The sequence below is a fragment of the Mucilaginibacter gynuensis genome, assembly GCF_039541195.1.
In the GTDB taxonomy this organism is placed as follows: domain Bacteria; phylum Bacteroidota; class Bacteroidia; order Sphingobacteriales; family Sphingobacteriaceae; genus Mucilaginibacter; species Mucilaginibacter gynuensis.
In genome coordinates this window covers 179,244-193,882 of record NZ_BAABFT010000001.1, presented here as the reverse complement: position 1 = coordinate 193,882, position 14,639 = coordinate 179,244, and the positions used below count along the sequence as shown (strand labels likewise).

Annotated in this window: 12 protein-coding genes; 2 read left to right on the top strand and 10 right to left on the bottom strand. The window is 42.3% G+C overall.

Annotated features, from left to right (window positions below):
• Positions 1 to 260: 260 nt before the first annotated feature.
• The 8 genes from ABD894_RS00705 to ABD894_RS00670 form a co-directional block, all read right to left on the bottom strand.
• Positions 261 to 1,697, bottom strand: coding sequence for a TolC family protein (locus ABD894_RS00705; protein ID WP_345209051.1), 1,437 nt, complete (start codon positions 1,695 to 1,697; stop codon positions 261 to 263).
• The gene (locus ABD894_RS00700; RefSeq protein WP_345209050.1) at positions 1,690 to 4,860 is read right to left on the bottom strand and encodes an efflux RND transporter permease subunit; all 3,171 of its coding nucleotides are present in this window, start codon (positions 4,858 to 4,860) and stop codon (positions 1,690 to 1,692) included. Before ABD894_RS00700 ends, ABD894_RS00705 begins: the two co-directional genes overlap by 8 nt.
• Positions 4,861 to 4,887: 27 nt before the next feature.
• Entirely contained in the window at positions 4,888 to 5,976 is a 1,089-nt protein-coding gene (locus ABD894_RS00695) for an efflux RND transporter periplasmic adaptor subunit (RefSeq protein ID WP_345209049.1), read from the bottom strand.
• A 181-nt stretch (positions 5,977 to 6,157) separates the two neighbouring features.
• On the bottom strand, positions 6,158 to 6,532 hold the full coding sequence (locus tag ABD894_RS00690) for a hypothetical protein (RefSeq protein WP_345209048.1): 375 nt from the start codon (positions 6,530 to 6,532) through the stop codon (positions 6,158 to 6,160).
• 200 nt (positions 6,533 to 6,732) lie between these two features.
• Positions 6,733 to 7,671: a proline dehydrogenase family protein gene (locus ABD894_RS00685; protein ID WP_345209047.1), complete on the bottom strand. Its 939-nt coding sequence runs from the start codon at positions 7,669 to 7,671 to the stop codon at positions 6,733 to 6,735.
• Positions 7,672 to 7,846: 175 nt separating this feature from the next.
• Entirely contained in the window at positions 7,847 to 9,202 is a 1,356-nt protein-coding gene (locus ABD894_RS00680; RefSeq protein ID WP_345209046.1) for an OmpA family protein, read from the bottom strand.
• A gap of 311 nt (positions 9,203 to 9,513) precedes the next feature.
• Positions 9,514 to 10,347: a maleylpyruvate isomerase N-terminal domain-containing protein gene (locus ABD894_RS00675; RefSeq protein WP_345209045.1), complete on the bottom strand. Its 834-nt coding sequence runs from the start codon at positions 10,345 to 10,347 to the stop codon at positions 9,514 to 9,516.
• A gap of 30 nt (positions 10,348 to 10,377) precedes the next feature.
• Positions 10,378 to 10,806: an OsmC family protein gene (locus tag ABD894_RS00670; protein WP_345209044.1), complete on the bottom strand. Its 429-nt coding sequence runs from the start codon at positions 10,804 to 10,806 to the stop codon at positions 10,378 to 10,380.
• Between the two features lie 173 nt (positions 10,807 to 10,979).
• On the opposite strand from ABD894_RS00670, the gene ABD894_RS00665 reads away from it, so the two are divergent.
• Positions 10,980 to 12,218, top strand: a complete 1,239-nt coding sequence (locus ABD894_RS00665) for a nucleoside recognition domain-containing protein (protein ID WP_345209043.1) — start codon at positions 10,980 to 10,982, stop codon at positions 12,216 to 12,218.
• A 73-nt stretch (positions 12,219 to 12,291) separates the two neighbouring features.
• Complete coding sequence (locus ABD894_RS00660) at positions 12,292 to 12,699, top strand: OsmC family protein (RefSeq protein WP_345209042.1); 408 nt, start codon at positions 12,292 to 12,294, stop codon at positions 12,697 to 12,699.
• A 212-nt stretch (positions 12,700 to 12,911) separates the two neighbouring features.
• Here the strand turns inward: ABD894_RS00660 and ABD894_RS00655 are convergent, their stop codons facing one another.
• Together ABD894_RS00655 and ABD894_RS00650 are read right to left on the bottom strand one after the other, a co-directional pair.
• Positions 12,912 to 13,526 (bottom strand): TetR/AcrR family transcriptional regulator, encoded by a 615-nt coding sequence (locus ABD894_RS00655; RefSeq protein WP_345209041.1) that lies wholly within the window; start codon positions 13,524 to 13,526, stop codon positions 12,912 to 12,914.
• 155 nt (positions 13,527 to 13,681) lie between these two features.
• Entirely contained in the window at positions 13,682 to 14,581 is a 900-nt protein-coding gene (locus ABD894_RS00650) for a hypothetical protein (protein ID WP_345209040.1), read from the bottom strand.
• Positions 14,582 to 14,639: the final 58 nt, after the last annotated feature.

The following is a 14,639-nucleotide window of genomic DNA, read 5'->3' as shown; positions in this document are numbered from 1 at the left end:
ACGGTGTGATACAGTAAAGTTTTATAAGTTATGTAATTACTATATAAACCCTATGAAAAAAATATTTAATATCTTTTTAGTTAAATCAATCGTGATTCAAGAGCGCGCATTTACGTGATAGTTAAACATTGTAAATAAACATTGAGCGCATAAGCACCTGCTAATGTGAACTATATACAAATTTCATCATTTGTAAAAACAGAAAAAGGCTGCCTTTTCAGGGGCAACCTCTTATTATTAATAGGGGTATTTATTACTATTTATCTCCAGCCACCGCCTAAATTGCGGTACACACTGGTTACCGCTGTAAGCTGCGCTTTTTTGGTTTCTACCAATTCCAGCTTTGTAGCCAACGCGTCCCTTTGGGTCATCAATACCTCAAAGTAATCGGCACGGGCCGATTTAAATAACGCGTTCGCAATATCTACCGACCTGGTAAGCGCGTCGGCTTCCTGCGATTTCAGGCTGTAGCGTTTCTCCAGGTTGTCGATTGCATAGAGCTGTGTATTTACTTCGATATAGGCATTCAATATCACCCTTTGATAGTTATACATAGCTTGTAACTGCCTTGCATTGGCGCTATTAAACTCGGCTTTAATGGCCGCTTTGTTAATCAGCGGACCGGCAATATCACCTGCCAGCGAATAGATCAGTGATTCAGGATACCTAAACAAATAACTCGGTTTAAAAGCCTGAAAACCTAATGCTGCCGATATACTGAACGACGGGTAAAACTCGGCGCGGGCAACTTTTACATCCAGCTTAGCAGCTACCAAATCAAGCTCGGCCTGTTTAACGTCCGGGCGGTTAGCCAATAGTTGCGATGGGATACCCGAATGCACAGTTGCCGGTGTCAAGTTAAGGAAAGCATCTTTAGTGCGTACTATTTCCTGCGGATAACGGCCTAAAAGAAGGTTTAAGTCATTCTCTGTTTCCCTGATCTTTTGCAAGGTTTCAAACTCCAGCCCTTCAGAGCTTAATACTTCTGCCTGGAATTTCTGCACCGCCAATTCGGTTACGCGTGCTGCATCCTTTTGTACCTTCACAATCTCCAGCGCGTTCTTTTGCACTGCAATACTTTGCCTTACAATAGCCAGCTGACTATCTAACGATTGCAGCTCATAATAAGCATTGGCAATTTCGGCTATCAGGTTGGTGAGCACAAAGTTTTTGCCTTCCACACTTGATAAGTACCGGGTAACTGCCGCTTTTTTAGCGTTACGCAGTTTCTTCCAAATATCTACCTCCCAATCGGCGTAAGCGCCCAGGGTATAATCCGGCAGCGGATCAGGCACTTCTCTGCCCGGTGTAATATCAGTAGAAGCATCACCAGCACCCTGGCTGGTGTAGCGACCCGCTTTTTCAAGCCCTGCTCCTGCCCTTAAGCCAACCTTTGGTAATAACTGTCCCTGCCTTAAACCTATATCGTTCCTGGCAATTTGTATTTCCTGCAAGGTGGTCAGCAACTCTTGGTTGTTTTTCAGCGCGGTATCTATCAGGCTGATCAGGTTATTATCAGTAAAAAAACTGCGCCATTGTACTGCCCCTGTATTGGTGGTATCGGTACTATTGGCGTTGTATGCTCCCGGCAAAGGCTTGCTTTCGGGCAGTTGCGATATAGCCGGAACCTTACAGCTTGCTATGGCCAGGAAAACACCGGCCACAGCAATACCTTTATATCTATTTAACTTATACATTGTTGTTATCAATTTCTTCGGTTAAAGGATTTTCATCTTCATCTTTCACAAGTTTGCGTCGTTCTGCAATACGGCCGAATATGTAGTATAAACCGGGTATAACAAATACACCGCAAATGGTTCCTAAAAGCATACCACCGGCGGCGGCTGTACCAATAGTTCGGTTACCAACTTTACCCGGTCCGGATGCGAATACCAGTGGTATCAAACCGGCAATGAACGCGAACGATGTCATCAAAATAGGTCTGAACCTTGCTTTTGAACCTTCCATCGCGGCTTCCAGTACCGATTTACCGGCGGCATGCCTTTGCACGGCAAACTCTACTATCAGCACCGCGTTTTTACCCAGCAAACCAATGAGCATTACCATGGCCACCTGCGCGTAAATGTTATTTTCCAGGCCTGTTATTTTTAATAACAAAAAGGCACCGAAAATACCCGCGGGCAATGACAGGATCACCGATAGCGGCAGGATAAAGCTTTCGTATTGCGCGGCAAGGATGAGGTAAACAAACCCTAAACAGATGAGGAAGATATAAACGGCCTGGTTACCTTGTGCAACCTCATCGGCAGAGATACCCGCCCAGCCAATACCAAATCCTCTCGGCAGGGTCTTATCAGCCACTTCCTGTATTACCTTAATGGCTGTACCACTACTGTAACCCGGCGCGGATGAACCGCTGATCTCGGATGAGTTGTACATGTTATGCCGCGTAATTTCGGACAAACCGTATACTTTTTCCAGCTTCATAAAGTCGGAATATGGCACCATTTCGTCGCGGTTGTTCTTCACATACAGCTTCAAAATATCATCGGGTTGCGCGCGGTATTGCGGCCCCGCCTGTACAATTACCTTGTAGTTGATACCGAACTTGATAAAGCTGATCTCGTAGTTACTACCCACTAAGGTGGATAGCGTATTCATGGCATTATCAATGGTGATACCTTTCTGTTGCGCCAGATCGTTATCTACCTTGAGCATAAACTGCGGGAAACTGGCGCTGTAGAAACTGAATACCGATGAAAGCTCCTTGCGTTTATTTAGTTCCTTCACAAAATCGTTATTCACGGCTTCCATTTTCTTGTAATCGCCCGAGCCCGATTTATCCAGTAAACGCAGCTCGAAACCACCCGCGGCACCGTAACCCGGTACTGCCGGCGGCTGGAAGAATTCAATATTAGCTCCCGGAATGTTTTTTGATTTCTCTTCAAGCTCCGTAATAATTTCCTGAACAGAATGTTTACGGTCGCTCCAGTCTTTAAGGTTGATCAAACATGTTCCGGAGTTTGAACCCGTACCTTCCGTAAGAATTTCGTAACCGGCCAATGCTGATACTGATTGAACACCGTCAACCTTTTCTGCAATCTTTTGCAATTTTTCGGCAATATCATTGGTACGCTCTAAAGATGAACCCGGAGGCGTTTGAATAATAGCGTAAAACATCCCCTGATCCTCATTCGGGATAAAGCCCGACGGAACAGTGTTGTTGAGCACATAGATCCCGGCACAGAAAGCGATGAGCGTAATAAACGTTACTGCTCTGCGGCTTACAATACGCCCAAGCACACTTTGGTATTTACCTTGTGTTTTATTGAACTTATTGTTGAAACCATCTAAAAAGCGGTTTACAGGGGTTTTCTTCTTCGGCTTACCATGCGTGTTTTTCAATATCATGGCGCACAAAGCAGGCGTAAGCGTTAAAGCTACTATACCCGAAAGCACAATGGCTGTTGCCATGGTGATAGAGAACTGCCTGTAGAAAATACCCACCGGCCCCGACATGAACGCCACCGGAACAAACACCGCCGCCATTAAAAAGGTAATAGCGATAATAGCCCCTGCAATTTCGTGCATGGCTTTTTGCGTTGCCTTTAACGGAGAAAGATGCTCTTCTTCCATTTTGGCATGCACCGCCTCAATTACCACAATAGCATCATCCACTACCACACCTATCGCGAGTACTAATGCGAAGAGGGTAATCAGGTTCAACGTAATACCGAAGAACTGCATGAACACGAATGTACCTATCAGGGATACAGGCACGGCCATTGCCGGTATTATGGTAGATCGCCAGTCGCCCAGGAAAAGGAATACCACCAGGCCCACCAATATAAAGGCTTCTACCAGGGTGTGAATTACCTTTTCTATAGAGGCATCCAGGAATTTAGAAACGTCGTAGCTGATCTCATAGTCAATCCCCTTTGGAAAAGAATTTTTCTTGATCTCTTCCATCTTCGCTTTTACATCCTTAATAACCTGGCTCGCGTTACTACCGTACGATTGTTTTAATACTATCGCTGCAGATGCCTTACCATTCAGGTTTGAATAGATATCGTACATCGAGCTACCAAATTCTACATCGGCCACATCCTTTAATCGCAGTATTTCGCCATTGGCATTGGCCCTTAAAGCCACGTTCTCGTATTGCTCTTTGGTAGTGAACCTGCCCGAATATTTTAACACATACTCGAAAGCCTGTGATCTTTTACCCGAACTTTCACCTGTTTTGCCCGGAGAAGCCTCCAAACTTTGCGAAGCTAATGCCTCCATCACCTCATCAGCAGAGATCTTGTAGGCCAGCATACGATCGGGTTTTAACCAGATCCGCATGGCATAATCGCGGTTACCTAAAATATCCGCGAAACCCACACCGTTCACCCTTTTTAACTCCGACAGGATATTGATATCCGCAAAGTTGTACAGGAACTTCTGATCCATGTTCGGGTCTTTACTGTACAAGTTCACGTACATCAACATGTTCGATTCTTCACGGGTGATCTTTACACCCTCACGCACTACCAAAGGCGGCAGTTTGTTTACTACGGAGGCCACACGGTTTTGTACGTTTAGCGCTGCCTGGTTAGGATCGGTACCGAGGTTAAAAATAACCTGTATAGAAGCTTCACCATCGTTACCGGCATCTGATGTCATGTACTTCATCCCCGGAACACCGTTTAAGGCCCTTTCCAGCGGAATAACTACAGCTTTGATCATCAACTCGCCATTCGCACCCGGATAATCTGCTGTTACGTTCACCTTTGGCGGCGAAATGGATGGAAACTGGGTTACAGGCAATGTTGTTATTGCCAGCACACCCAAAAAGACGATCATGAGCGATATTACAATCGACAGGACCGGCCTTTGAATAAATTTATTAAACATTGAATTAGTGTTTATTAGAATGAATGATTATTCCGCTTTTAACTTTAACTGAGAGATAACCTCCTGCGGTTTCTTAAATTCATACTTGATCTTATCATTATCACGTACCTTTTGTACCCCTTCAAGCAAAATCTTGTCATTGGCCGAAATACCGGATCTCACCACGAACAAATCTGGCATGCGTGCGGCAATCTCAATCATGGTCGATCTCACTACACTGTTATGATCAACCACAAATACGTACATCTTATCCTGCACCTCATAAGTGGCCTTTTGCGGAATGATCAGCGCGTTTTTAAGCGGAACGGTCATTAATACCTTACCGGTTTCGCCGTTTCTTAACAGTTTATCAGGGTTATTGAATCGTGCCCTGAAGGCGATATTTCCGGTTTCGTTATCAAATTCGCTTTCAACGGTTTCTACATCGCCTTTATATTTAAAAGGTTCGCCGTTAGCCAAAAGCAGGCCTACTTTTTTGTCGCCACGGTCTTTAACATTGGTTTCGTAGTTCAAATATTCAGGTTCGGAGACGTTGAAGTACGCGAACATCTGGCTGTTATCCGAAAGGCTGGTAAGCAGTTCGCCTTCATCTATCAGGCTTCCTAATTTTAAAGGAATACGGTCAATCATACCATCAAACGGCGCTTTTATCTCGGTGAATGCCAGGTGCATTTTAGCGAGTTTGGTTTCGGCTTTGGCCTGGTCAAGTTTAGCCTCGGCCAACAGGTATTCGTTTTTTGACACGATATTTTTATCGAGCAGGGTTTTGGTATTTTGTACTTCTATTTGTGCCGAGCGGGTTTCGGCTTCGGCCTTTTGCAGCTCGGCCTCGAAAGCCTGCGGCATGATCCGGAAAAGCGGCTGACCGGCTTTTACAACCTGACCTTCGTCTACATAAATTTTTTGCAGATAACCTTTTTCTTGCGCACGCACTTCAATATTGCGTACCGATTTTATCTGCGACACGTACTCTTTAGTAAAAGAGGTATCAATTTTTAACGGACTTGTTGCAGTGTACGTACTGGTTTCTTCGGTTTTTTCTTCTTGGTTTGACGCACAGCCTGTGATGTTGTATAACAAAACACACAAGGCAACGAACATTACATTCCTCTTCATTGTATTATAAAAAATATTAATTTGATTAGATAGCGGGCCGCTACGGGCCAGTGGGGATTGTTAAAAAAGCATCAGTTGCAGCACCAGATAACCCGGATTGCTAATTGTAAAAGATATTGCGTGTACACACAAAAGTAGTACGATGACCGTACAACATGTGAAAACTGATGCAGTATTATGCTCAGATTCTTAAAGACCGTAGGGTAATATACCTGTATGAGGTGGGGGTTGATGACTTGCTATGATATAACGGGTTGTTATATACAAACTGATCTTCACTTAAAAAGAGCAGCGATTGAAAAAATACGAAAGGAGATTTACCCGGTACCGGGTATTTTCTGAGCGAAGCGTTATCGTTATTATCATCATCTTCAATATCGATAACGTATTCGTTTTGCTCACTTAAATTGCCAACACTGTTGTAGGTAGCATTATTATTTTTGCTATTTGCCTGAACGCGACTTACCCTTTGGCTGCTGGCAACCTTATGGTGAATATCATGCGCGTTTAGCGATAGCTGGCACAGTGATAGTAAGAATATGATGATAAGTCTCATGCGTTGGGCAAAAATAACAATGGGTAAACGAGTTTACACGTGCTAAAACGCACAATTGGTCATAATATTGTCAATATTTATGGCTGCTAAAACAATTAACCTGAATTATGCCAAATGAGCAGAGCGAACTCATTGGTATATAAACGAAAAGAAGCTATCTCAAATTGCGAGATAACTTCTTACGAAAAGCCGTTGGCATGTTATTCAACAATATCTGCCAATGCCTGAAATAAATTCATAGGATATTCTGCAATGCGGTTGCATAGATATAGATACCATTCTTTCCCATAAACAAAATACATTTTAGTGGGATGGCCTTCATTTTTTAATACGCCTAACTGTGGTGTTTGTATACCGTAAAGGCTCTCAAATTCGTACAGGTTTTTATCTGTCTGGTAGGCGCTGATCAGTTTTTTTGCTTCCTGTTGAATTTCGTGATGATGTGTAGCTATCGAACATTTATGCTTGGCAGCCAGTAACCTGTCAACATATCCTAAATAAACCTTATCTAACTCCGCTCCTCTTGGTATTGATAGGCCTTTTTCAGTTTCAAAAGCCCCCTTAACAATTCTTATTCTGCCTGGGATGTTTAGCAACGCTTCAAAATCATCAACCGACCGATATAAGTAGGCTTGTAAGGTCATTGATAAATTGGTGTGTTGTTTTGCGGCTTGCTGATATACGCTTATAATGTTATCTGTTTGGTTGGTACTTTCGGCACTAATAATTACTTCAATATTTCCGGCCGCGGCTGCCTCGCATATTTGATTTAAATTATGTAAGCACAAATCGCGTGAAATACCTAAACCTATATGCGACAGATCGAGCGATACCGTACTGAACAGGTTTTGATTGATAATTTGGTGACATATCCTAATAAATTCGATTGTTGCTTCATTAGCCTCAACTTCAGTTTTTATATTTTCACCCATGTATTCCATGGAGCATTTAAAACCATTTTTATTCTCCGCAATTACTTTTGCAATGGTTTCGTCTAAGGTTTCGCCGCCTATGTAACGGTTGGCAGCTTTTTTAACTGTTTTGAAAAGCAATTCGTTACCTAATAAAAAATCCTTTGCCTCCTGGTTTAATGCGGCTTTTCGTAATGCTTCGGCACCTATATTCAATAAATTGTTCATGTTGTTAAGTTGAAAGATCAAATTTTGCGATCCTAATATAACAAGACGTTGAAATGGTTAATGATGATACAATAAATTTAATATAAGTCGCCTTCCCACCCCATAAAACAGAAACGATCCGCTCCCGGCATGGAGCAGATCGTTTCCTGATTGTTTATCTAAACTGTTTCGGCTATTAATATAGAGTAAACTCTACACGGCGGTTTTGCTGACGACCGGCAGCTGTTTTGTTAGTTGCTATCGGTTGGGTTTTACCATAACCTGTAGCTTCTATACGTGATGCATTTGCACCTTTGCTTACTAAGTAAGATTTAATTGATTCGGCACGGTCTTTTGATAACCTTAAGTTCAAATCTGCTGAACCGGTGTTATCAGTGTGACCTGCAAGTTTCAGACTAAAGTTTTTGTCAACCAATAATTGAGCTACTTTATCTAAACTTGGGAATGATGTAGGGCGTATAGTCGCTTTACCTAAATCAAATTCCAGGTTTTTGATAGCCTCTTTTACTACACGTTTGTCTTCTTCAGTTACATAAACCTTCACTTCTGGTTTAGCTAATTGGCAACCTGAACCATCAACCTTGGTGCCGGCTGGTGTGTTAGGGCATTTATCGTTTACATCAACCACACCGTCGCCATCGCTATCGGTAGTCAGTTTTGACAGGTTGGCGTTGGTAGCATCTAAATCAGAACGTAATTTTTGATTTTCTGCTTTCTGCGCGTCAACTTGTGATTGTAACCTTTGTGCTTCCCACAGGTACTCGGTACGCATTGAGTTTACCGGGTTATGTGTTGCTAATTGTGGTTTTGATGATTTACCCAGGGCAAATTCTAAACCTACGTGAGCGTAAGAGAATTTATCGTTAGTAAGGCCGTATTTGTAACCGTCAACATTGTTGGCGTTAACAAAATTTACCTGGTAACCTAAATCAAGGTTAACTGCCGAACCCAGGTTGATTTTAAAACCGGCACCTACCGGGATGAAGAACTCACGAAGATCTGATCCTGCTCTTTCTGTAGTACCATCGGCAAGGGTTACTGATGGTCTGTATGCTAATACACCACCACCTAAACTCAGGTAAGGTTGTATAAAGCCTTGTTTGTGTCTCCAGTTGATATTTGCTAACGTAAAGTTAGCACTCAATGCTGCCGACCAGTTAAGATCTGTTTTAAAGCTTGTAGGGGTATTGCCTGATGGATTAGTTTGACCAACGGCACCTTCTAATTTACCCCTGAAGAAATCGGCCTGTATACCGAATGAATGAAGTATTTGTTTTTTTACATAAGCACCATAGCCAATTTGCTCGTGCGGACTTTTAAAATCCTGGTTATTCATGTTGCCGAAAATAGTATAAGGTGACAACATACCACCGTGTACACCTATCGACCATGTACGAAAAGAACCGCCGCCCGAGAATGGCTGAACATAGTTTGAAGAATTATTTGTTGTATCGGCTGTTTGCGCGAAAAGTTTACCACCTATCAAAATGCCGGTGAGCATTAACGAGGCTTTTTTAAAATTTGGTTTCATATTATTAATGTTTGATATATGCTTTCGTATATAGTGAAAGCTATACAGCCAAAGGCAACATTAATGCCACGTAACCCTAATTGAATTTTACTATAGATGAGTTTACAGTTAACTCCAACTCCTACAGTTTAACATAATTTAACATTAATGCACTGTATTGCAGCATGTAAGTATGGCAATTACAAGATTGTTAATATTAATTTGAACAAACGCATCCAATAGTCAAACGCATGCATAATTATGGACTTAATAATATACAGTTTGTATCATTTATGCGAGATTTGGTTACACTTTTTCACAGAACCGTGAAGTTAAGCCATTACCGAAAGCGTACTAAAGATGTTTTTTGTAAGCGAAAAATCTCCCGTAACTATGGCCTTCCCCTCCGCTGCTACAGGTGTGATGCCTTTGGTGAAGAACTGCCAGGCAGTATCCGGGTCAATAGTAACCGATGCATCGTGCGTGGTTGCAGTTTGTTTGATGAGTTGCCAATTGTTGCTTGCCTTTTGAAGATACCATGTTCCGCCTGCTTCGGTACTTATGGTAATGGCTACGGTGGTTCCGGCATCGGCCTCAACCTCACGGTAATTGTACGGGATGCCGCGCATAAAGGTATCCATGCAAGGGTAAAATAGTTCCGGAGTAATAATGCCGGGTTTATTTACCGCATGGCGAATCTGTTGCTGATGGTGCCACTTTTCGGTATACTCACGTGCTGTATGGAACCAGTTAACCGATTGCTCCTCTCCTGCCCAGCTCACCGCGTATTGTGCGGGCGCGAAAGGATCAAGCGATGAAAAGTAAGCTGTATACTGTTCGCCGGTATCAGCCAGCATGCTTATTAACTGTTGCGGACTTACCCTATCCATCGCTTCTACAAAAACAGCGTTCAGGTGGTTAAGGTAATTTACGAGGTCGCGGTACGAATTGATATTTTGCGGAGGTTTGCCGCTGTAGTGATGTGCCGATGATATTACACGCAGGTTACCGTCGAGCAAGTGGGCGGCGATGTCCTTTACCGTCCATAATTTGGCGATGGTAGGTTTGCGCCATTCTTCGTCGGTTAATGATTTTAAAAGATCAATGAGCAATCCATCCAATACCGGGAACAAATACAGCGTAGGTATAGGGACATGATTGCTCATTGATGAAATTCTTTTTTTGGTAGTAAAGAATTATTCGGCCGGGTGGATAAATACCTGCCATTTAATTTCGGCACCGGCTTTTTCTAAGGTAGCCGCTACCGAACAGTATTTATTTATAGATAATTCGGCGGCACGTTTGGCTTTGTCCTCGTCGATATCGCCATATAAATGAAACTCGATATCAACATTTTGCCATAACGAAGGCTCTTTGCCCGCTTCACGGTTGCCATTGATAACCATTTTATAGTCTTTAACATCCTGGCGTTGTTTCTTCAATATGCTGATCACATCAATAGCCGAGCAACCGCCAATACCCATTAAAAGCATTTGCATAGGGCGTACACCAAAATTTTCGCCGCCGCTTTCGGGGCTGCTATCCATGTTTACGGAGTGTCCGTATTCGTCACGTGCTTCAAAACCGAAATCGCCATGTACACGTGAAAGTTCTATTTTAGGCATAGTAGTATTATATATAAAGCTAAGTTATGAATTTGCCTTGCATTGCCGTGCAGGTAGGTATTAAAAATGATGTTATCCTGAATTAATGCGCGTGTGCTTTAGGCACTTTGAAGTTATGATTATGATTTATCAGTAAAAAACAATTATCTTCAAATCCTGAACAACTCTCAAATATGGCCCTCAATTACATCTGGATCGCGTTTTTTGTTATAGCCTTTGTGGTAGGGCTTATTAAACTCATTTTTTTAGGCGATACTCTTATTTTTCAGCAGATGGTTGAGGGAATGTTCAATTCGTCAAAAGCATCGGTGATGGATATCGCCTTGCCTCTGTTGGGCAATATGGCTTTTTGGCTGGGTATAATGAATATTGGTGAAAAGGCTGGTGCCATTAATTTTCTTTCACGCATAGTTGGTCCATTTTTTCAACGCTTATTTCCTGATGTACCTAAAAATCACCCCGCTACCGGGCAAATGATGATGAACTTTTCGGCTAACTTATTGGGACTCGACAACGCAGCTACTCCACTGGGATTAAAAGCAATGGGAAGCCTGCAAGAAATTAATCCCGATAAAGAAACTGCGTCAAACGCGCAGATCATGTTTTTGGTGCTACATACGTCTGGTTTGCAGATATTACCTGTTACTATTATCGCCCAGCGTGCTATAATGGGTTCTACCAATCCTGCCGAAATTCTTATTCCTTGCATTATTGCAACATACGTGGCTACAGTGGCGGGTATGATAGCTGTGGCTATTAAACAACGTATCAATTTGTTTGATAGGGTAATAATTGCCTGGCTCGGTGGCGTTACCACATTTATTACATTGCTTGTTTTATATTTTCATTACTATTTAAGTAAAGATCAAATCAGCCTGGTATCATCGGTTGCCAGTAACCTGATTCTGTTCAGTATTCCTATCGCTTTTATATTGGGTGGTGTACGCAAAAAAGTAAATGTATTTGAAACCTTTATTGAAGGTGCTAAGGGAGGATTTGAAACGTCAATAAAAATTATTCCTTACTTAGTAGCCATGCTGGTTGCAATCAGCGTTTTTCGAACTTGCGGTGCGCTTGACTACATGAACGATGGCTTACGTTGGGTTTGCGTACAGTTTGGCTTTGATACAAGGTTTGTAGATGCCATGCCTGTAGCCTACATGAAACCCCTAAGTGGTTCGGGTTCAAAAGCGATGATGATAGATGTAATGAAAAACTTCGGCGTTGATAAGTTTGCCGGGCAGTTAGGCAGTATTTTCAACGGCTCTGCCGATACCACATTTTACATTGTCGCTTTGTACTTCGGTACTGTGGGCATCAAAAAATCACGCTATGCTATTCCTGCCGGTTTACTGGCCGATCTGGCCGGTGTAATTACCGCCATTTTTGTTGCTTATTTATTCTTTGGATAGTTTATAGATCAAAAGCCGGGCTCATCACACAAAAGCAATTACTATGTGTTGAGCGTAATTAACAGTTTACAAAATGGACGAATTCAAAGAATCGATACTTACCTCAAAAGCCGTTATGGGCCGTACGCAATACCAAACTACAGTTAGCGGCCTTAACCATACCATATTAGTTGATGAGCCTGCTGACAAAGGCGGTACCGATACCGGCATGGATCCGTTTTCGTTACTGTTGGCCAGCCTGGGCAGTTGTACCGCTATTACGCTGCGCATGTATATTGAACGCAAAATGTGGGTGGTTGATGAAATAACCGTTGACCTGGAAATGTTTAAAACCGGCAATGGCACGCTGATAGAACGTAAACTACAGTTTAAGGGCGAATTAAAACAGGAGCAGATTGACCGCCTGGTTGATATTGCCGATAAATGCCCTATTCATAAAATACTGGAAGGAAATATTAAGATTGATACTTCGGTTATTTGAGATGGGTATAAAAAATTCAGGCCGGGAACCACCCCGGCCTGAGCCAATCACTCTAAAACAATCACCTCTAACCAAAAGAAGTATCTTTAAAGTAATTATATGTTGAATTATAATTACTGACTATTTAAATATGATGGTCAAATATACAAAAAAAATATTTTAGTTGTTTAAACAACAATTATATTACCTATAACTGACATTGCGATGATAAATTATCTTAAGCCTTTAATAAATATTTCGGCAAGCAATAATCTTTTCTGATGAATATCTTCGAGGTGTTCCTTATCAGGAAAGGCCACTTTTTTATGCGAAGACGCGCACATGCGTACCCCGTGCAGGGCATCAAGCAATAGCTCTATCAGGTTTTCGGGGTGTTTGGTGAGTTTTATAGAGCCGCTGTCTGTTTCCTGTTGTAAACTGAGCATCAGCATTTCTACTTCCTTTTTATGAATGAGCGCTAATATATCCCAAATCATGTCGGGCAGGTTCTGCTCGTTGATCCTGAAAAAATCGAAGAAGTTATAGTTCCTGGCTACAAAGTTGTGCTTGGTATTGATCTGGTAGAAGAAGGCCTCCTGCAAGTTTACAAAAGTACCTGAACGTTTTTCGAGCAAATAAATATAATCATTAGCCAGTTTGCGCATTACCTCCACGTATAACTGGCTTTTATCCGGGAAATAATAGTACAACAAAGCCTTTGACATGGCAAGGTCGCCGGCTATTTCATTCATCGTAGTTTTCGAATATCCGTAGTGTAGAAACCGGCTGTGCGCGGCCTCAAGTATCTTTTCTTTTTTCGTATCCTGCTGATCTATAACTGTATTCATTTATAATTAATATGATAAGATATATAAATATAGATGTTTAACCGTCAAAAGCTGACTTTTTTGTCAAAAAGATCAATGTTTAAAAATGAAGCCATGTACTATTTGTACATGGCTTCAGGTATTATTCATGATGTATCGAAAGCTGGCTATCTGCCTTAATTCAGCAAATAATACAACTGGTTAAAATTATAGGTAACACCAATCACCACCCTGCCCGATGGCTGCGGATGATCATCGGCCGCGGCCCAGGCTTTAGTTTGCACGGCGAGGTTGAAAGTGATATTCTTCACAAATACATCCACCCCTACACCACTCATCAGGTTGTTCATTACGTGTTCGCCGGTACGTACGCCACGGTATTTTTCACCCCCCGAATATTCGTAAGCCAGCTGCGCCGATGGCACCATTTTTACAGTATTGGTAATGCCTACATTATAAAACAGGTTGAGGTAACCTGTAGTGCTGTTGGCTATACTTACCCGGTCGGCGTTTTCGCCGTTTACTTTATAGGTGCCACTTAAGCTTACACCCGCTTTTTTGTATCCGGCCATGTAGTTAAAATACACGAAGCCATCGGTGCTGCCTGTGCCGGTTTGGCTAAGCGTGTTATATTTAATACCCTCAAAGTTTTCGGCATTGTATTTACCCGTAGGCAATTTAATACCCAAGCCTACTATCAATCGCTGGTTAATTACCTTCCTGTCCAGCTTTCTTAATAAATGATAGCCTGCGTAAATATTAATGTCGCCCAAACCTGCAAGGGTACTGGTATTGCCGTTATATTTTTCTGTATTAGATACATAAGGCACAATAGCGTTGATCTCCAACCTGCGGGCTGCAAAATAACGGGCACGTATTTCGGTAGCACGGTATACTTCGTAGTCGCTTGGGTTACCCGCGTGGTTAGTAATCACCCCGTTACGGTTAGCACCTGCCGGAAAGAAACTTGCACCCGCCGGAAAAAACGCGTGCTTTTGCCCCAGGTAACCGTTGAATGAGCGGTAACGGTGTATCAGTGATATACTGCTTTGGTTATCATAAGGAGTTATCCCCATAAAGCAACCGCATATATCACAGGCCTTTGCGGTTATGCTGTTTAAAAATAAGCTTGCG